Annotated in this window: 14 protein-coding genes and 1 pseudogene; 8 read left to right on the forward strand and 7 right to left on the reverse strand. The window is 72.2% G+C overall.

Annotation, left to right across the window (positions count from 1 at the left end):
- The 6 genes and pseudogenes from ABZ904_RS14950 to ABZ904_RS14975 all read left to right on the forward strand — a co-directional run bounded on the left by ABZ904_RS14950 (nt 1) and on the right by ABZ904_RS14975 (nt 7,306).
- A complete protein-coding gene (locus ABZ904_RS14950; protein ID WP_359393984.1) occupies nt 1-1,848 on the forward strand; it encodes a biotin carboxylase N-terminal domain-containing protein in 1,848 nt (615 codons plus the stop codon).
- A gap of 83 nt (nt 1,849-1,931) precedes the next feature.
- Nucleotides 1,932-3,095, forward strand: coding sequence for an acyl-CoA dehydrogenase family protein (locus tag ABZ904_RS14955; RefSeq protein WP_359393986.1), 1,164 nt, complete (start codon nt 1,932-1,934; stop codon nt 3,093-3,095).
- 27 nt (nt 3,096-3,122) lie between these two features.
- Nucleotides 3,123-4,687, forward strand: a pseudogene (locus ABZ904_RS14960) (4-coumarate--CoA ligase family protein).
- Nucleotides 4,684-5,421: an enoyl-CoA hydratase family protein gene (locus ABZ904_RS14965; protein ID WP_359393990.1), complete on the forward strand. Its 738-nt coding sequence runs from the start codon at nt 4,684-4,686 to the stop codon at nt 5,419-5,421. Before ABZ904_RS14960 ends, ABZ904_RS14965 begins: the two are co-directional and overlap by 4 nt.
- Before the next feature lie 37 nt (nt 5,422-5,458).
- Nucleotides 5,459-6,055 (forward strand): TetR/AcrR family transcriptional regulator, encoded by a 597-nt coding sequence (locus tag ABZ904_RS14970; protein ID WP_360993335.1) that lies wholly within the window; start codon nt 5,459-5,461, stop codon nt 6,053-6,055.
- Between the two features lie 234 nt (nt 6,056-6,289).
- The gene (locus tag ABZ904_RS14975) at nt 6,290-7,306 is read left to right on the forward strand and encodes a 2-oxoglutarate and iron-dependent oxygenase domain-containing protein (RefSeq protein WP_359393995.1); all 1,017 of its coding nucleotides are present in this window, start codon (nt 6,290-6,292) and stop codon (nt 7,304-7,306) included.
- Nucleotides 7,307-7,415: 109 nt separating this feature from the next.
- On the opposite strand, the gene ABZ904_RS14980 is transcribed toward ABZ904_RS14975, so the two are convergent.
- Nucleotides 7,416-8,516 carry a citrate synthase 2 gene (locus ABZ904_RS14980; RefSeq protein WP_360993338.1) on the reverse strand — a complete coding sequence of 367 codons (1,101 nt, stop codon included), beginning with the start codon at nt 8,514-8,516 and terminating at the stop codon, nt 7,416-7,418.
- Nucleotides 8,517-9,012: 496 nt separating this feature from the next.
- Between ABZ904_RS14980 and pdxH the strand changes: the two genes are divergently transcribed.
- Nucleotides 9,013-9,651 (forward strand): pyridoxamine 5'-phosphate oxidase, encoded by a 639-nt coding sequence (gene pdxH / locus ABZ904_RS14985; protein WP_359394167.1) that lies wholly within the window; start codon nt 9,013-9,015, stop codon nt 9,649-9,651.
- 335 nt (nt 9,652-9,986) lie between these two features.
- On the opposite strand, the gene ABZ904_RS14990 is transcribed toward pdxH, so the two are convergent.
- The gene (locus ABZ904_RS14990) at nt 9,987-10,847 is read right to left on the reverse strand and encodes an alpha/beta hydrolase (protein ID WP_359393997.1); all 861 of its coding nucleotides are present in this window, start codon (nt 10,845-10,847) and stop codon (nt 9,987-9,989) included.
- Between the two features lie 750 nt (nt 10,848-11,597).
- A complete protein-coding gene (locus tag ABZ904_RS14995; protein ID WP_359393999.1) occupies nt 11,598-12,290 on the reverse strand; it encodes a metal-dependent transcriptional regulator in 693 nt (230 codons plus the stop codon).
- Nucleotides 12,291-12,607: 317 nt separating this feature from the next.
- On the opposite strand from ABZ904_RS14995, the gene ABZ904_RS15000 reads away from it, so the two are divergent.
- Nucleotides 12,608-13,393, forward strand: coding sequence for an SIS domain-containing protein (locus tag ABZ904_RS15000; protein WP_361823429.1), 786 nt, complete (start codon nt 12,608-12,610; stop codon nt 13,391-13,393).
- Nucleotides 13,394-13,430: 37 nt separating this feature from the next.
- Here the strand turns inward: ABZ904_RS15000 and ABZ904_RS15005 are convergent, their stop codons facing one another.
- From ABZ904_RS15005 to ABZ904_RS15020, 4 genes are all read right to left on the reverse strand, one after another.
- Nucleotides 13,431-14,816 carry a PAS domain-containing protein gene (locus tag ABZ904_RS15005; protein ID WP_359394004.1) on the reverse strand — a complete coding sequence of 462 codons (1,386 nt, stop codon included), beginning with the start codon at nt 14,814-14,816 and terminating at the stop codon, nt 13,431-13,433.
- A 166-nt stretch (nt 14,817-14,982) separates the two neighbouring features.
- Nucleotides 14,983-16,575 (reverse strand): transporter, encoded by a 1,593-nt coding sequence (locus ABZ904_RS15010; protein WP_361823432.1) that lies wholly within the window; start codon nt 16,573-16,575, stop codon nt 14,983-14,985.
- Nucleotides 16,572-17,363: an ABC transporter ATP-binding protein gene (locus ABZ904_RS15015; RefSeq protein ID WP_359394008.1), complete on the reverse strand. Its 792-nt coding sequence runs from the start codon at nt 17,361-17,363 to the stop codon at nt 16,572-16,574. Before ABZ904_RS15015 ends, ABZ904_RS15010 begins: the two co-directional genes overlap by 4 nt.
- 122 nt (nt 17,364-17,485) lie before the next feature.
- Nucleotides 17,486-18,139, reverse strand: coding sequence for a bifunctional DNA primase/polymerase (locus tag ABZ904_RS15020; protein WP_360993488.1), 654 nt, complete (start codon nt 18,137-18,139; stop codon nt 17,486-17,488).
- Between the last annotated feature and the right edge of the window lie 328 nt (nt 18,140-18,467).

Genomic DNA, 18,467 nt, shown 5'->3' on the forward strand with positions numbered 1-18,467 from the left:
GTGATTACTTCCGTTCTTGTGGCGAACCGCGGCGAGATCGCCTGCCGTATCGTCCGAACCTGCCGTGAGCTGGGCATCCGCACCGTCGCCGTGCACTCGGACGCCGACGCGAACGCCCTCCACGCGCGCGTGGCCGACGCGGCGGTCCGGCTGCCGGGCGCGGCGCCCGCGGACACGTATCTGCGCGGCGACCTGATCGTGAAGGCGGCCCTCGCCTCCGGTGCCGACGCCGTGCATCCCGGCTACGGCTTCCTGTCCGAGAACGCCGACTTCGCCCGCGCGGTGCTGGACGCCGGCCTGGTGTGGATCGGTCCCCCGCCGAAGGCGATCGAGGCGATGGCCTCCAAGACCCGCGCGAAGAAGCTGATGGGCCTGGAGCCGCTGGCCACGGTCACCGCCGACGACCTGCCCGTCCTGGTCAAGGCGGCGGCCGGCGGCGGCGGACGGGGCATGCGCGTCGTACGGGACCTGGGCACCCTCGACGCCGAGCTGACGGCCGCGCGCGCCGAGGCCCTGAGCGCCTTCGGCGACGACGAGGTGTTCGTCGAGCCGTACGTGGAGGGCGGGCGCCACGTCGAGGTGCAGATCCTGGCCGACGCACACGGCACGGTGTGGGCGCTCGGCACCCGCGACTGCTCCCTCCAGCGCCGCCACCAGAAGGTGGTCGAGGAGGCCCCCGCACCGGGCCTTTCGCCCGAACTCACCGACTCCCTGTGCGCCATGGCGGAGCGGGCCGCGCTTGCCGTCGACTACGTGGGCGCGGGCACGGTGGAGTTCCTGGTCGCGGACGGCACCGCGCACTTCCTGGAGATGAACACCCGGCTCCAGGTGGAGCACCCGGTCACCGAGGCGGTGTACGGCCTCGATCTGGTGGCCCTGCAGATCCGGGTCGCGGAGGGCGAGGCGCTCGAGAGCGAGCCGCCGCGCCCGCGCGGCCATGCCGTCGAGGCCCGCCTGTACGCCGAGGACCCGGCGCAGGCGTGGGCCCCGCAGACCGGCACGCTGCACCGCCTGTTCGTACCGGACGTGCGGCTGGACACCGGGTACGCGGACGGCGACGCGATCGGCGTCCACTACGACCCCATGCTCGCCAAGGCCGTCGCCCACGCCCCCACACGGGCGGAGGCGATCCGCAGGCTGGCGGGCGCACTGGAACGGGCCGAGATCCACGGCCCGGCGACCAACAGGGACCTGCTCGTGCGCTCCCTGCGCCACGAGGAGTTCACGGCGGCCCGCATGGACACGGGCTTCTACGACCGCCACCTCGCCGAACTGACCGAGCCCGCTCCCGATCCGTACGCCCCTCTGGCCGCGGCCCTCGCCGACGCCCACGGCCGCTCGCGGTTCGGCGGCTGGCGCAACCTGCCGTCCCAGGCGCAGGTCAAGCGCTACCTCATGGCGGGCGAGGAGCACGAGGCCCGCTACCGGCACACGCGGGAGGGCCTGGCCGCCGACGGGGTGCGGGTGGTGCACGCGGACGCCCGTCTCGTGGTCCTCGAAGCGGACGGCGTCCGGCGGAAGTTCGCGGTGTCCCGGTACGGCGACCAGGTGTATGTGGGCCCCACCGCCCTGACGGCCCTGCCCCGCTTCCGGGAGCCCACCGCCGACCACGCCCCCGGCTCCCTGCTCGCGCCCATGCCCGGCACAGTCGTACGCATCGCCGAGGGACTGGCCGTCGGTGCCGCCGTACAGGCCGGACAGCCGCTGCTCTGGCTGGAGGCGATGAAGATGGAGCACAAGATCACGGCACCGGTGACCGGGACGGTCACGGCCCTCGACGCGACGCCGGGACGGCAGGTGGACGTGGGCACGCTGCTGGCCGTGGTCCAGGACGACGCGCCCCGATAGGGGCCCGGCACCGTATCGACATGCGGCGCCGCCGCGTGAGCGCGACCAGCCACGACGAATCCGCACCTTTCCGAGGAGCCGCAATGACCGCCGTCATGGAAACCCAGGAGCAGCAAGACCTCCGAGCGGCCGTGGCCGCCCTCGGCAAGCGCTACGGCCGCGACTACCTCACCACGGTCGTCGCCGAGAACCGCCGGCCCAGCGAACTGTGGTCCGAGGCGGGCAAGCTCGGCTACCTCGGGGTCAACCTGCCGGAGGAGTACGGAGGCGGTGGCGGCGGTATCGCCGAACTCTCCATCGTGCTCGAGGAGCTGGGCGCCGCGGGCTGCCCCCTCCTCATGCTCGTCGTCTCACCCGCGATCTGCGGCACGGTCATCGCCCGCTTCGGCACCACCGCCCAGAAGGAGCAGTGGCTGCCCGGTCTGGCGGACGGCAGCCGCACCATGGCCTTCGGCATCACCGAACCCGACGCCGGCTCCAACTCCCACCGCATCACCACCACCGCCCGCCGTGACGACGACGGAGACTGGATCCTCAGCGGCCGCAAGGTCTTCATCTCCGGCGTCGACATCGCCGACGCGACCCTGATCGTCGGCCGCACCGAGGACTCCCGCACCGGACGGCTCAAGCCCTGCCTGTTCGTCGTCCCCAGGGACGCGCCCGGCTTCGGGCGGCGCCGGATCGACATGGAACTGAACAGCGCGGAGAAGCAGTTCGAACTGACCCTGGACGATGTCAGACTGCCCGCCGACGCGCTCGTCGGCGACGAGGACGCGGGACTGCTCCAGCTGTTCGCGGGCCTCAACCCCGAGCGCGTGATGACCGCGGCCTTCGCGATCGGCATGGGCCGCTACGCGATCTCCCGGGCCGTGGAGTACGCCCGCGACCGTACCGTCTGGAAGCAGCCCATCGGCGCCCACCAGGCGATCGCCCACCCCCTCGCCCAGGCCCACATCGACCTGGAGCTGGCCCGCCTGATGATGCAGAAGGCGGCCTTCCTCTACGACTCGGGGGACGACGTCGCCGCCGGAGAGGCCGCCAACATGGCCAAGTACGCCGCCGGGGAGGCCTGCGTCAAGGCGGTCGACCAGGCCGTCCACACCCTCGGCGGCAACGGCCTCACGCGTGAGTTCGGGCTCGCCTCGCTCATTACGGCCGCCCGTGTGTCTCGTATTGCACCGGTGAGCCGGGAGATGATTCTCAACTACGTCTCCCATCAGACCCTGGGCCTGCCCAAGTCGTACTAGGCGCACCCCGTCGCGCTAGGAGGAACCGTGTTCCGAAGCGAGTACGCAGACGTCCCGTCCCTCGAACTCCCCATCCACGAGGCGGTCCTGGGCCGGGCCGCCGAGTTCGGTGAGCTGCCCGCCCTGATCGACGGAACGGACGGCACCACCCTCACGTACGACCAACTGGACCGGTTCCACCGGCGCATCGCGGCCGCACTCGCGGAGACGGGCGTGCGCAAGGGCGACGTGCTCGCGCTGCACAGCCCGAACACCATCGCCTTCCCGGCCGCCTTCTACGCCGCCACGCGCGCGGGCGCCTCGGTCACGACCGTGCACCCGCTGGCCACGGCCGAGGAGTTCGCCAAGCAACTGCGGGACTCCGCGGCCCGCTGGATCGTCACCGTCTCACCGCTGCTGGAGACGGCCCGGCGCGCCGCCGAACTCGCGGGCGGCATCCGGGAGATCTTCGTCTGCGACAGCGCGCCGGGCCACCGCTCCCTGATCGACATGCTGGCGTCGGCCGCGCCGGAACCGGTGGTCGACATCGACCCGGTGGAGGACGTCGCCGTGCTCCCGTACTCGTCCGGGACCACGGGCATACCCAAGGGCGTGATGCTCACCCACCGGCAGGTCGGCACCAACCTCGCGCAGATCCGCCCGCTCATCGGGACAGGCCCGGGCGAGCGCATCCTCGCCGTGCTGCCCTTCTTCCACATCTACGGCATGACGGCCCTGATGAACGCCCCCCTGCGGCAGGGGGCCACCGTCGTCGTGCTGCCGCGCTTCGACCTGGACAGCTTCCTGGCGTCCATCCAGGACCAGCGCATCACCGGCCTGTACGTGGCCCCGCCCATCGTCCTGGCCCTCGCCAAGCACCCGGCCGTCGCGCAGTACGACCTGTCGTCGCTGAAGTACATCATCAGCGCCGCGGCCCCCTGGACGCCACCCTGGCGGTGGCCTGCGCCGAGCGCCTCGGCCTGCCGCCCATCGGCCAGGGCTACGGCATGACGGAACTGTCCCCGTGCACCCATGTGGTGCCCCTCGACGCCCCCGACGCGCCCCCCGGCACCGTCGGCAAGCTGGTGGCCGGCACCGAGATGCGCATCCTGTCCCTCGACGACCCCGACAAGGACCTCGGCGTCGGGGAGACCGGCGAGATAGCCATCCGGGGCCCCCAGGTGATGAAGGGCTACCTGGGCCGGCCGGAGGCGACCGACGCGATGATCGACCGGGACGGCTGGCTGCACACCGGGGACGTCGGCCATGTCGACGCCGACGGCTGGCTGTTCGTGGTCGACCGGGTCAAGGAACTCATCAAGTACAAGGGCTTCCAGGTGGCGCCCGCCGAGCTGGAGGCCCTGCTGCTCACCCACCCGGGCGTCGTGGACGCCGCCGTCATCGGTGTCTACAACGACGAGAACAACGAGGTGCCGCACGCCTTCGTGGTGCGCCGCCCGGGCGCCGACGACCTCTCCGCGGGCGAGATCATGATGTACGTCGCCGAACGCGTCGCCCCCTACAAGCGGGTCCGGCGCGTCACCTTCATCGACGGAGTGCCGAGGGCGGTCTCCGGGAAGATCCTGCGCCGGCAGCTGAGGGAGCACGCGTGACCGATCTCGTACGCACGGCGAACGACCGGGGCCTCACCACCCTCACCCTCGATTCCCCGGGCAACCGCAACGCCCTGTCGTCCTCGCTCGTCGGCGCGCTCGCCGACGCCCTCACCCACTGCGGCAAGGACCGCGAGGTACGCGCCGTCGTCCTCACCCACACCGGGAACACCTTCTGCGCGGGCGCCGACCTTCGGGACCCGCCCCACCCGGAGGCCCTGGTCGCCCTGCTGCGGCAGATCGTCGAGCTGAGCAAGCCCGTCGTCGCCCGGGTCACCGGGCACGTACGGGCGGGCGGCCTCGGCCTGCTGGGCGCGTGCGACATCGCGGCCGCCTCCGCCGCGGCCGACTTCGCCTTCACCGAGGTGCGCATCGGCGTCGCCCCGGCCGTGATCTCCCTGCCCCTGCTGCCCCGCACGGACCCCCGGGCCCTCGCCCGCTACTACCTCACCGGCGAACGCTTCGACGCCGCCGAGGCCGTGCGCACCGGGCTGCTCACCGCGGCCGGCGAGAACGTCGACGAGGTGCTCGCGCCCATGCTCGACGGACTGCGCCGGGCCTCGCCCCAGGGCCTGACCGAGACGAAGCGGCTGCTCACGGCTACTGTGCTGAAGACCTTCGACCGGGACGCGGCCGACCTGACCGCGCTCTCGGCCCGGCTTTTCTCCTCCCCGCAGGCCCGCGAGGGGATGACGGCCTTCCTCGAACGACGGGATCCCGTGTGGGTGGTGTGAACGCGGTGCGTGCCGGCGCTGTGGCCGGGAGCACGGTATGGGAGTGAACACGGTCGAACGCGTCCCCAAGCAGGACCGCAGCCGCGCCACCCGGCAGCGGCTCCTGGCAGCCGCCGTGGCCTGCCTCGCCGAACACGGCTGGGCGGGCTCCACGGTCTCCGTCGTCGCCGAACGCGCCGGAGTCTCCCGGGGTGCCGCCCAGCACCACTTCCCGACCCGGGAGGACCTGTTCACGGCCGCCGTCGAGTACGTCGCCGAGGAGCGCTCCACCGCGACACGGGCCCTGTTCCCGCAGGGGGCCGCCGACCGGCGCGCGGTGGTCGCGGCCCTCGTCGACCTGTACACCGGTCCGCTGTTCCGGGCGGCCCTGCATCTGTGGGTGGCCGCCTCCAACGAGGACCAGCTGCGGCTGCGGGTGACGGAGCTGGAGGCCCGGGTCGGCCGCGAGACCCATCGCATCGCCGTCGACCTCCTCGACGCCGACGAATCCCGCCCCGGAGTCCGCGAAACCGTCCAGGGCCTCCTCGACATGGCCCGCGGCCTCGGTCTCGCCAACCTGCTCACCGACGACGGGGCCCGCCGCGAGCGGGTGGTGGCCCAGTGGGCGCAGCTGCTGGAGGAGGCGCTGGGCTGAGGGCAGGGCGGCATGCGTGGGGACCGCCACACTCACGCCTCGCGTACCCCGCAGTACTCTTGCCCCATGCTTCCGATGCTCGTCCGACGCCGGCACGTGGACTACGTGCGCGTCACGAGCATGGGCTGTCGGCGCTCTGCCTGATCCAGCCCCCTCTTCCCCCCGTGGCACCCAGGAGCCCGCCCCACCCCCGGCGGCCGATCCGTGCCCCCGTACACCCTGCGGACGCCCCCCATGACGAACCCGTCGTACGACCAACTTCCGATCATCGACCTCTCCGCGGCCGACCGTGGCCCCCAGGCCCGGGCGCTGCTCCACGCGCAGCTCCACAGCGCCGCCCATGACGTGGGCTTCTTCCAGCTGGTCGGCCACGGCGTCACCAAGGCCGAGACCGACGCGCTGCTCGGCGCCATGCACGCCTTCTTCGCGCTTCCCGAAGCCGACCGCCTCGCCCTCGACAACGTCAACTCGCCCCACTTCCGTGGCTACACCCGCACCGGCGACGAACGCACCGGCGGTACCCGGGACTGGCGCGACCAGCTCGACATAGGCGCCGAACGCCCCGCCCACGCCCCGGGCCCCGGTGAGCCCGCCTACTGGTGGCTCCAGGGCCCCAACCAGTGGCCCGCCGCCCTCCCCGGACTGCGTACCGCCGCGCTCGCCTGGATCGACCGGCTCAGCGGGGTCGCCCGGCGGCTGCTCCACGAACTGCTCACCGCGATCGGCGCACCGGCCGGCTTCTACGACCCGGTCTTCGGCGACCACGCCCACCCCCACCTCAAGCTCGTGCGCTATCCGGGCAGCGCCTCGGACGGCGCGGAGCAGGGCGTCGGCGCACACAAGGACTACGGGTTCCTGACCCTGCTGCTCCAGGACCGGATCGGCGGACTGCAGGTACACCGCGCTGACGGGCGGTTCCACGATGTGCCGCCGCTCGAGGGAGCGTTCGTGGTCAACCTGGGCGAGCTGCTGGAAGTGGCGACCGACGGCTATCTGCTCGCCACCAACCACCGGGTCGTCAGCCCGCCCGGCGCCGTCGAGCGGTTCTCCGTGCCGTTCTTCTACAACCCGCGCCTGGACGCCCGCATCGAACCGCTGCCCTTCCCGTACGCCTCCACCGCGCCCGGTGTCACCGACGACCCGGCCAACCCGCTGTTCGCGGAGTACGGCTTCAACGAGCTGAAGGGCAAGCTGCGGGCACACCCGCTGGCCGCCGAACGCCACCACGCGGATCTGCTCAGCCCCGCGTGACAGCGGGGCGGAGCGCGAAGCCCCCGTCGGCCGAAGGGGGCGGGGACGGCGCGGCCGGTCGCACCGGTCCCGCGCTCACCCCGCCCCCTTCGCGGTCCTTCTCGATCGCTCAGCGCGCGATGGCCGCGTACCCCTCGATCTCCTGGGGGCCGCGCGGGCCGGGGCCCACGTAGCGGGCGGAGGGGCGCACCAGGCGGCCTGTCCGCTTCTGCTCGAGGATGTGCGCCGACCAGCCCGCCGTCCGGGCACAGGTGAACATCGACGTGAACATGTGCGCCGGGACCTCGGCGAAGTCCAGCATGATCGCCGCCCAGAACTCCACGTTCGTGGCGAGGACACGGTCGGGGCGGCGGTTGCGCAGCTCCTCCAGGGCGGCCTTCTCCAGCGCCTCCGCGATCTCGAAACGCGGGGCGCCGAGTTCCCGGGCGGTACGGCGCAGTACGCGCGCCCGCGGGTCCTCGGCGCGGTACACCCGGTGGCCGAAGCCCATCAGCCGCTCGCCCTGGTCCAGGGCCCGCTTCACATACGCCTCCGCGTCACCGGTGCGCTCGATCTCCTCGATCATGCCGAGGACACGGGAGGGAGCACCGCCGTGCAACGGCCCCGACATGGCACCGACCGCGCCGGACAGTGCCGCGGCCACGTCCGCGCCTGTCGACGCGATGACCCGCGCCGTGAACGTGGACGCGTTCATGCCGTGCTCGGCGGCCGACGTCCAGTAGGCGTCCACGGCCGCGACGTGCTTCGGGTCCGGCTCGCCGCGCCAGCGGATCATGAACCGCTCCACGACGGAGCTCGCCTTGTCGATCTCGCGCTGTGGCACCATCGGCAGCCCCTGGCCACGTGCCGACTGGGCGACGTACGAGAGCGCCATGACCGCGGCGCGCGCCAGGTCGTCACGGGCCTCCTCGACGTCGATGTCCAGGAGCGGTTTCAGCCCCCACACCGGGGCGAGCATGGCGAGCGCCGACTGCACGTCCACCCGGATGTCGCCGGAGTGCACCGGGATCGGGAACGGCTCGGCGGGCGGCAGCCCGGGGTTGAAGGCGCCGTCGACCAGCAGCCCCCAGACGTTGCCGAACGAGACATGACCGACCAGGTCTTCGATGTCGACACCCCGGTACCGCAGGGCACCGCCCTCCTTGTCCGGTTCGGCGATCTCCGTCTCGAACGCGATGACTCCCTCGAGCCCGGGTACGAAGTCGGACATCAGGCGGCTCCTCGTGATGTGTGCGGCGGATGTGGTCTGTGGGATTCCCGTCGGCCGCCGTCCACGGGCCGAGAGGACGGGACCGTGCGCTGGACGTCAACTGTCGGGAAGCTTGCCGCCCCGGATCCACGGTCACTGACGAAAGACTCGCGGTCCGAAACGGTCACCCGGGTGATGCCCCGATCGGTCGGCGGTCATCCACCGCGACCGGCATCTGCACGATATCCCCGAGTGCCACCTTTGGGGAGAGGTTGCGGCACTGAGTGCCACACAATGATGAACCACACCCCCCCGAAGTGCCGCAGGCATACGGCAAGATGACGGCGTGACCGACCGCTTCCCGGACGAACCCGCCCCCGGCCCCGCTGATCCGGCCTCCGAAGGCACCGCGCACCACGACGCCGGATCCTCCGCCGCGGAGCCGGAGATCGAACCCATCGTCGAACGCGCCGCGGCCCAGGCCCCCGCCGAGGACCTGGCGCACGATCCCGCCGAGATGCGGGCCCACTACCGCGCCGAGGGCATGGACGAGTCCGCCCTCGCCGTCCACCCCATGGAGCAGTTCTCCCTCTGGTTCAAGCAGGCGGCGCAGGCCTCGGTGGCCGGGATGATCTATGAGCCGAACGCCATGGTCGTCTCCACCGCGGACGCGGCCGGGCACCCGAGCTCACGCACGGTCCTGCTGAAGGGGTACGACGAGCAGGGCTTCGTCTTCTACACCAACTACGAGTCCCGCAAGGCCCGCGAATTGGCGGCCAACCCCCATGTCTCGCTGCTCTTCCCCTGGCACCCGATGGCCCGCCAGGTGATCGTCACGGGCATCGCCCGCCGCACCGGCCGCGACGAGACGGCCGCCTACTTCCGCACCCGGCCGCACGGCTCCCAGCTCGGGGCCTGGGCCAGTGCCCAGTCCTCGGTCATCCCCTCCCGCACCGGACTCGACACCGCGTACGAAGAGCTGAGCGCCCGCTACCCCGAAGGGTCCCAGGTCCCGGTGCCGCCGAACTGGGGCGGCTTCCGTATCGCCCCCCGGACGGTCGAGTTCTGGCAGGGCCGCGAGAACCGACTCCACGACCGCCTCCGCTATGTGGCGGAACCGGACGGGTCGTGGCGGGTGGAGCGACTGAGCCCCTGAGGCCTCGACGGCCGCCCGTAGACGCAGACGACCCGCGAGCTCAGGTCCTCCGCCTGTCGGCGGGGGAGCCGGCCGGACGTACCGGCGAGCTCGCGGGTCGGGTGACTGCGTTGGATTGGCCGGCTGCGCAGGGCGTGCCATGCGCTGGTCCGGCGCCGAACCGAGTACGACGGCGGACCGCTAGCCCGCAGTCACCTCTTCCGTCCGGTATTCATACATCTGCCGAACCACCTCCTTTCCGAAGTACCTGCCACCCTAAGAACCGATCGCGCCAGGATCAACTGTTTTTCCGGGATGTCGGTGGATGACCTACGGTCGGCCGCCGTGTCCGTCCGTCACGGCAGGAAAACCTCTTCGAGGAACGGCTCCACGGCCGCTCGCCAGGCCTCGGGCTGGTCGTAGTGGACGAGGTGTCCGGCGTCGGCGACCTCCGCGTACCGGCCGCGGGGCAGGACACGCACCATCTCCTGGGACTCCGCGCGGCCCAGCTCGCCGTCCAGGCCGCGGACGACCAGGGCAGGGCAGCGGACCTGCGCCAGCTCCTCCCAGTGCGCGTCGTACACCCAGGTCTGGCGGGACTTCAGCATCTGCTCCGGTTCGAAGACGGGCCGCCAGCCGTCCTCCGACTCGGTCATCACCTCGGCGTAGAACTCGCCACGGGCCCGGTTCGGGCGCTCGACCCAGGGGTCGTCCTCGCCGAACCACTTCCGGACGTCGGCGATCGTGGCGAAGGGCAGGGGCCAGGACTTGAACCACTTCTCCCATTCACGCTGGGAGGCGGCGCCGAGCGCGGAGGCCCGCATGTCGCAGATGATCAGGCCGCGCACCAGATCAGGGCGCTTGGCGGCGAGCTGCCAGGCGGTCAGTGCGCCCATGGCATGGCCGATGAGAACGGCCGGGGCGAGGTCGAGCTGTTCGAGGGCGTCCTCGGCGTCCTCGACGTAGACCTCGCGGGTGTACTCCCCCTCGGGGGGTTTGTCGCTCTGGCCGTGGCCGCGCTGGTCGAGCGCCACGGCGCGGTACCGCCCCGAGAGCCAGCGGGCTGTGGACGCCCAGTGGGAGGCGCGCCCCATCAGCCCGTGCAATAACAGCACGCCCGGTGCCCCCTCGCCCTCTCCGGTCTTCGGAGGGTCGGCGAACTCCCACGCGGCGAGGCGTAAGCCGCCGGCTCCGGTGACGTCGATGCGCCGCACCATCCTCTTGGCACCCCCCTGCTCGGCCCGGACCGCCCGCTCGCCCGGAGCGGCTGGTCCACTCGCTGGTCCTGCTACCGCTGTCGTGCTGCTCCTGTTGGGCACCGCTGTCACCGGGTGGTCGTCCTGGTGCGCTCGTGCCTGGTGCTCGCTCGGGTGCGGGACGCGCCGGTCGGTGCAGCGATGGTCCGGTGGGACCGTCACGCCCACGCTATCGAATGGCTATTCGAAAATGCTGCTTCTGGAGGCAACACCCCTCCTTCGAGTGACCTCCCTCGAGGGTTGGCCGCCGATTCCGGGGGGAGATCTTCACCAAGAGGCGGGCCGCTCGGGGAAAAACGGTCCGCGGGGGACGACCCTGAGAGCTCGGGGCTCCGGGTCGGAACAGGGGAGGACAGGCCCCGGCGCCCTGGGGCGCCGGGGCCCTTCCCATGTCTGCGGCACATCCTTCCGCCCCCTCCCTGAACCAGGGGATATGGGTGTCACCCGCTGGCCAAGAGCTCTCAGGTCATATGCCTCATGCGACAGCCTCGCATGCCGACGGCGCGAGCGCTGCGATTCCGCACACTGAATCTTGGTTTTGGCCGGATCGCGGAGCCGTCACAGCAGGCGCAGGGGTCACACCGCTTGACGGATCGTCGGATGATCAGGACATCCGGAGCCGTCGATTCCGGCGGTTGCGGAGGCCCCGGCTCCGCGCCGGAGCGCGGCCGGGTGCGCCCAGGGGCGACCCTGGACCCTCACGGCGCCGCCCTAGCGCTTGGCCACGAAGACGTGGGACGCGATCTCGGACTCCAGCTCGGCCGCCTCGCCGCCGCTGCCGACCAGGACCCCGCCCGCGGACTCCGTCACACTGACCACGGAACCGGGCTGCACGCCCGCGCGCCGCAGCGTGTACATCAGCTGTGCGTCCGTCTGGATGGGCTCGCCGATCCGCCGTACGACGACGGTCTTCCCGTCCGAGCCCGGGTCCAGCTCGGCCAAGGACACCATGCCCTCGTCCAGGAACGGGTTCGCTCCGTCCTTCTCGCCCAGCTCCTCCAGGCCCGGGATCGGGTTCCCGTAGGGCGACTCGGTGGGGTGGCGCAGCAGGTCGAGGACGCGGCGCTCGACCGCCTCGCTCATCACGTGCTCCCAGCGGCACGCCTCGGCGTGTACCTGCTCCCACTCGAGGCCGATCACGTCGACCAGCAGGCATTCGGCCAGACGGTGCTTGCGCATGACGCGCGTGGCCAGGCGGCGGCCCTCGTCCGTGAACTCCAGGTGGCGGTCCGCGGCGACCGACACCAGTCCGTCGCGCTCCATCCGGGCCACCGTCTGGCTGACCGTCGGGCCGCTCTGGTCGAGCCGCTCGGCGATCCGGGCGCGCATGGGGACCACGCCTTCCTCCTCGAGCTCGAGGATGGTGCGGAGGTACATCTCCGTCGTGTCGATCAGTCCGGACATACGTGCCCCTCGATGAGATCTGCCGGAGGCTCGACGGCTCACCGGCGTGTGCGCTGGCCCTGGATTCAATTCTGACGCATCGCACTGACAACCGTGGAGCGCCGGCCGAACCAGGGGTCACGGCTCTCGCAAGGTCCTCCGCACCCCCGGGACAGCGTGGCCGTCCCGGGGGCCCACCGACCGTATTGACACGGCACTGGTCCAGACCGCAACGTGATCCGCGACACGGACCGTCACGGACGCCGGTGCGTGGCGGTGCGCCGTGCGTCAGCCGTCCGTCGGGAACGGGACACCGAGACTTCGAAGGGGCGTCGCCGATGAGTGACGAGCCGGGCGGCGGCAAGCCGCGCAGCGGTAGCGAGCTGGCCGGGCGGTTCTTCGAGGCGGCGATCGGGCTGCTGCGCCGGGTGCGGGACGAGGACGCGGAGCAGATCGCGGCGGCGGGCACCCTGATCGCGGACACCGTCGCCGACGGCGGCCGGCTGTTCGCCTTCGGCGCCGGGCACTCCTCGCTGGCCGCCCAGGACCTCGTCTACCGCGCGGGCGGCCTCGCCCTGATGAACCTGCTGGCCGTCCCCGGCGTCGTCGGGGTCGATGTGATGCCGGCGACCCTGGGCTCCGCCCTGGAGCGGGTCGACGGGCTGGCGGGCGCGGTCCTCGACTCCAGCCCGCTCCGAGCCGGCGACCTGCTGGTGATCGTCTCCCTGTCCGGCCGCAACGCGCTCCCCGTCGAGATGGCGACGAACGCGCGCGCCCTCGGCGTCAAGGTCATCGGCGTCACCTCGGTGGCGTACGCCTCGGAGACGAAGTCCCGGCACGCCTCGGGCACCTACCTGAAGGACCACTGCGACATCGTCCTCGACTCGAAGATCCCCGTGGGGGACGCGGAGCTCAGCGTCGACAACATCCCCGCCCCCTTCGCCCCGGCCTCCACGGTGGTGACCACCGCCCTGCTCCAGGCGGTGATGGCCCAGGCCGCGGGCGCCCTCGCGTACCGCGGCATCGAACCGCCCCTGCTCAGGTCGGGGAACGTGGACGGCGGCCACGAGTGGAACGGCCGGGTGATGCGGGAGTACGGCGACCGGATCTTCTACCGGCAGTAGCCGGCCGCGTCCCCGGGAGCAGGGGCCGGAAGCGCGGCTACGCCTCCGGGGCCGCCATGTCGGCGAGGTCCAGCGCGGCGGCGATCCGTGCCGCGACGCTCTCCGCGTACACCGCGTCCGCCCGTTCGAACCGGCTCCGCCCCGCCGCGCGCAGGAACGTCACCACGCCCAGCGTCCGGCCCCGGCTGCGCAGCACCGTGCACAGCGCGTGCACCGCGTCCGCGGGCCAGCGCCGGTCGAGTGCCCACCGGTGTGCCTGCTCCGGGTCCACGTCTCCCGCCCCGGCCCGTACGGATCCGGTACGCGCGACGCACTGCAGGGCCGGATGTCCCTCGGCGTACCGCACGGGCAGCCCCGCCTTGCCGGTGAGCGCGCTGGGCCCGGGCGTGCCGGACGGCGTCTCGGCCGCCCGTACCAGGCGCACCGGACTCTCCCCGTCCGCCATGGAGCCGCCCGCCACCCGGTCGATCAGCGCGTGATCGGCGAATCCGGCCAGTGCGAAGTCCAGATGGACGGTGGCCGCCTCCAGAGGGTCCTCGCACTCGGCCGCCGCGCGGGCGGCGCGGTGGAGCTGGTTCGAGCGGAAGCGCAGCAGAGCCGCCTCCTGCTCGGTCTGTTTGGCCTCGGTGATGTCCTGGAAGAGCCACCCCACGCCCAGCGGAACCGGTTCCTCCGCGAGCGGTGAGGACAGCCGCAGGAACCCGCTGCGCCAGCACCGCCGCTTCTCGCCGTCGGCGGTCCGGACGCTCACCCACAGCTCGGCGGGAGCGGGCGGGGCCCCCTCGGCGAGCACATGGGTCAGTGCGCTCTCCAGCTCCTCGACCCCCTGGGAGAGCAGATCGCCGAGGGGACGGCCGAGCACGGCGGTCCGCCCGATGCCGAGGGCCCGGGCGGCGTGGGCGTTGACGACGGCGGGCCGCAGGTCCGCGTCGACGAGCACGACTCCCCAGCTCGCGTCCTCGAACAGGGCCTCGCTCAGCGCGATGGACCGCTCCAGATCGATCTGCGCGTGGACCTCGCTGAAGGCGCAGTAGACCCCGGCAGGTTTCCCGTCGGGTCCGCGCACCGCCGCAGACTGGGTCCGGACGAGCACCCGCCCGCCCTCCTTGGTCAGCAGCGCGAACTCGTGCACCTGGCGCCCGGGTGCGTCCATCGCGGACATCAGCCGCGCCTCGACCTCGGTGGCGTCGGCGGTGCGCACGGCCCATCCGGCGAATCCGCGCCGCCCCACCGCTTCGGCCGCGGACCATCCGAGGATCCGCTCGGCCTCCCGGTTCCAGTGGGTCACGACGCCGTCGGCGTCCAGGGCACACAGGGCCGCGTCCATGCCGTCGAGGAGCGCGGCGAGAAGATCCGAACCGTCCCGCTCGGGCTCACCCGGCCCCAGCTCGTCCGTCGTCCCGCTACGCCGGGAAGCACTCACCTGGACCCCCCTGCAGGCTGCTGCGTCCGCACGTACGGCGCGTTCTTCCGCTCACTCGCCATCATTCAACTCGAACGTGACACAGCACACATCTGCTTCCGGAAAGATTGGGGGAAATCGTTGCGCCCGGTTTTCTCCCCCGGCCGCCGCACCGGAGGGTGCCGGCCTACCCCTTGCTGACCGCCGTCAGGATCTCCGGCAGGCGTCGGGCCGTGCGCGGCGCCGCGAGGCGCAGGCCGAGCAGGGCGATCAGCGCGCCGTACGCGGCGCCCGCCGGCAGCAGCAGCCAGGTCCACGCGTCGCCGCCCGAGGCGACGTTCAGCCAGATCGTCGCCGCGATGACGGGTGCGGACAGCAGAGCGGCCGAGATCATGCCGCCGAAGATGGAGATCCAGGCGAGTCCCGCCTGGCCGGGGGCCACGTTCTTGTAGCCCTCCTGCGGAATGGAGTAGGGGAAGCGGGCCGAGGTCCAGGCACCGGTGGCGAGCATCGCGCCGAGCAGCGCGAAGGAGAGACCGAGCACCTCGGGCAGCTTCGGCCAGGCGCCGAGCAGCGCGGTCGTCACGACGGTGACGAAGGTGGCGTAGGGCAGCGTGATCAGCAGCAGCGCCTGCGCCCGGCCGCGCAGTTCGGCGTAGGCGTCCCGAGGGGAGGAGATCGTCGTCGCGACCATCCAGAACGCGGACGTGTCCTGCCCGAACTGGTTGTACATCTGGATGCCGAGCATCCCGGCCGCGAAGCAGGCGAAGTAGATGGAGCCGGTGCCCTGGAGGGCGTTGAAGGCGGGGACGATCAGCCCGATCGCGAGCGAGGTCACCCATGCCGCCTTGGTCTTGGGATCGCGCCACACATACCGCAGGCTGCGCTCCATCACCGTGCCGGTGCGGCCCGCGGGCAGCAGTCGGGACAGGCCCGTCGAGGTGCGCTCCCGGGCGCTCGGTTCGGCGGCCTGGAGCGTGGATTGGTCCGGCGAGGTCATCAGCTTCGTCAGGCTGCGTGACCACAGGGCCAGCAGCCCGGCCAGGGCCGCCGCGCTCAGCGCGAGTTGGGCGACGGCTGTGCCGTACGAACCGCGGCTCGCGGAGTCCACGGCACCGAGGGCGGACGCGGGCGGTACCCAGCGCAGTACCTCGCCCACCGGGTCCAGCGGGGACAGCCCCGCCGAACCGAGCCGCTGGGCGCCGAAGTTGACGAGCTGCGCGCCGATCGCGACGACGAGCCCGCTGAGCACGGCAAGATCGCGGCCCTTGCGGCTGGTCAGCAGCCGGATGTTGGCGGCGGCGACGGCGCGGGCGAGCGCCACGCAGACGAGCAGTGCCAGGACGGCGGCGACCACGGCGGTGCCGTACGCGGCGGCCCCGTGCGCCATCGAGATCACCGCGCCGACGAACAGGCAGAGGGTGAAGAGGGGGCCGAGACCGACCAAGGAGGCCGTGAGCAGGGCCCGTACGAGAGGCTGCGGGCGCAGCGGGAGCATCACCAGGCGGGTGGGGTCGAGCGTCTCGTCGCCGCTCGGGAAGAACAGCGGCATCACCGCCCAGCCGAGCGCAAGGATCTCGGTCAGCAGCACCGCGATGGTGGCGGTGTGCGCGTTGCCGCGCAGAGCGATCAGGCCGATCAGCTGCAGGGCGGCGATCAGGAGCACGAAGACGACGGACGTCACGTACGCGGCCCTGCGTCCGGCGGACTGCCGCAGCCCGTTGCGCAGCAGGGACAGCTTGAGCCGTACGACGGTGGGGGTCAGGCCGGGGGCGGTCATCGGGCGCCGCCGCCGAGCCAGTCGAGGTCGGCGCCGGCGGTGCGGCCGTGCGCGCCGACCAGTTCCAGGAAGGCCTGCTGCAGGGTGGGCGCCTCGCCGCGTACGTCGGCGAGCGGGCCGTGTGCGCGGATGCGTCCCGCGGCCATGACCGCCACCCAGTCGCACAGCGACTCGACCAGCTCCATGACGTGGGAGGAGAAGACGACGGTGGCGCCGGAAGCCGTGTAGCGCTCCAGGACACCGCGGATGGTCTGGGCGGACACCGGGTCGACGCCCTCGAACGGCTCGTCGAGGAAGAGGACCTCTGGATTGTGGAGCAGCGCGACGGCGAGCCCGATCTTCTTGCGCATGCCGGTCGAGTAGTCGACCACGAGCTTGTGCTGGGCGCCGGCCAGGTCGAGGACGTCGAGGAGCTGGGCGGCCCGCTTGTCGACCTCGGCGCCGGGCAGACCGCGCAACCGGCCCATGTAGCCGAGCAGTTCCCGGCCGGAGAGGCGTTCGAAGAGGCGCAGACCCTCGGGGAGGACGCCGATGCGCGCCTTCACCGCCACGGGGTCGCGCCACACGTCGTGCCCGACCACCTCGACGGTGCCCTGGTCGGGCCGCAGCAGTCCGGTGACCATGGACAGGGTGGTGGTCTTCCCGGCCCCGTTCGGGCCGACCAGCCCGATGAACCGCCCGGCGGGCAGCTCGAGGTCGATGCCGGCGACGGCGACCTGCTCCCCGAACCGCTTCCAGAGCCCCTGCACCCGTACGGCGGCCACAACCGCCCCTGCTCCCTCGGTCATACGAGCACCTTAGGGGGAGGAGCGCACCGTGCGAGGCGTGGGGAACCGCATGAGCGGCAACGGAGAACCCCACGGCAAGGCCGCCGGACGCCATCCGTCACGCGGCCGGCGCCCGCGGGCGGCTACCGCTCCCGGCCGCAGGCGTACGCGAGTGGCGAGATCAACTCCTCCGCATCCGGCAGCCATCGGTTCGCGGGCGTCGGCCGGCAGACCCACTGCACGGCACCCCGCGACCCGTACCGCGTGGGCGGTGCGGCCACATACGCCCCCTCGCCGAGCGTCAGCAGGTCGAGCGAGGAGGGCGACCAGCCCAGGTTCCGCACCAGGTGGGGGACCTTCGCCGAGGCGCCGGGCAGCACGAAGAACTGCATGCGCCGGTCCGGGGTCAGGGCCACCGGTCCGAGCGTCAGCTCCATTCGCTCCATGCGCGCGAGGGCGAGGAAGCCGGCGGTCTCCGGGACGTCGACGGCGTCGAAGGTGCGCCCGGTGGGCAGCAGGATCGACGCCGTCGGCCGCATGGTCCACAGACGGCGCGCGACGGTCGCGCTGCCGCTCGCCTGTGTCGCCCAGTCGTCGCGAGCCGGATGCGCACCGGGCACGGGGCACGCGGACCGACCGCAGGAGCAGTGCTGCATCCCGTCCACGGCTTCGAGCCAGGTCCCGGGGAACACGTCCCAGTGGCGTTCCTCGGCGTAACGTACGGCGGCTTCCAGGAGCGAATCGCCGCGCTGCTTCGGGATGTGGGCAGTTTCGGGGCCCGCGATGGTCTCTTCCACGATGAGCTCAACTCCAGCGGTCACGGGGGGTTACGCCCCGTTCTCGCGGTGCGACCGTCCGGGCCGGGGGCGGTTTTTGGGCATGCTCTTTTTGCCCTACATGCGCGGGGAGGAGCACCGTTCCCGGCGGCGGGGCGCACGGGTGCACGGTCGGGGGCGCGCAAGAGGAACGGCGACGGGGGCCGGGTAGTCAGGTGAGGGGCACGGCATCAGGCTTTACCCCGGCAATCCGCGCATGTCTCGCATCAGAGGTATGTCCGCTGGGCATCGATCTTCAAGACCGGATCTTTTCGGTGCACACCAAGGGTGTTCCCGGGAGTCCGGCCGC

This window comes from Streptomyces sp. NPDC046900 (assembly GCF_040644975.1).
GTDB lineage: Bacteria > Actinomycetota > Actinomycetes > Streptomycetales > Streptomycetaceae > Streptomyces.

What these genes read in the sequence shown, in the direction of transcription:
- ABZ904_RS14955 (WP_359393986.1), top strand. Translation starts at nt 1,932, where the DNA reads ATGACCGCCGTCATGGAAACCCAGGAGCAGCAAGACCTCCGAGCGGCC.
- ABZ904_RS14970 (WP_360993335.1), top strand. Translation starts at nt 5,459, where the DNA reads ATGGGAGTGAACACGGTCGAACGCGTCCCCAAGCAGGACCGCAGCCGC.
- ABZ904_RS14975 (WP_359393995.1), top strand. Translation starts at nt 6,290, where the DNA reads ATGACGAACCCGTCGTACGACCAACTTCCGATCATCGACCTCTCCGCG.
- ABZ904_RS14980 (WP_360993338.1), bottom strand. Translation starts at nt 8,516, where the DNA reads ATGTCCGACTTCGTACCCGGGCTCGAGGGAGTCATCGCGTTCGAGACG.
- pdxH (WP_359394167.1), top strand. Translation starts at nt 9,013, where the DNA reads ATGCGGGCCCACTACCGCGCCGAGGGCATGGACGAGTCCGCCCTCGCC.
- ABZ904_RS14990 (WP_359393997.1), bottom strand. Translation starts at nt 10,847, where the DNA reads ATGGTGCGGCGCATCGACGTCACCGGAGCCGGCGGCTTACGCCTCGCC.
- ABZ904_RS14995 (WP_359393999.1), bottom strand. Translation starts at nt 12,290, where the DNA reads ATGTCCGGACTGATCGACACGACGGAGATGTACCTCCGCACCATCCTC.
- ABZ904_RS15000 (WP_361823429.1), top strand. Translation starts at nt 12,608, where the DNA reads ATGAGTGACGAGCCGGGCGGCGGCAAGCCGCGCAGCGGTAGCGAGCTG.
- ABZ904_RS15010 (WP_361823432.1), bottom strand. Translation starts at nt 16,575, where the DNA reads ATGACCGCCCCCGGCCTGACCCCCACCGTCGTACGGCTCAAGCTGTCC.
- ABZ904_RS15015 (WP_359394008.1), bottom strand. Translation starts at nt 17,363, where the DNA reads ATGACCGAGGGAGCAGGGGCGGTTGTGGCCGCCGTACGGGTGCAGGGG.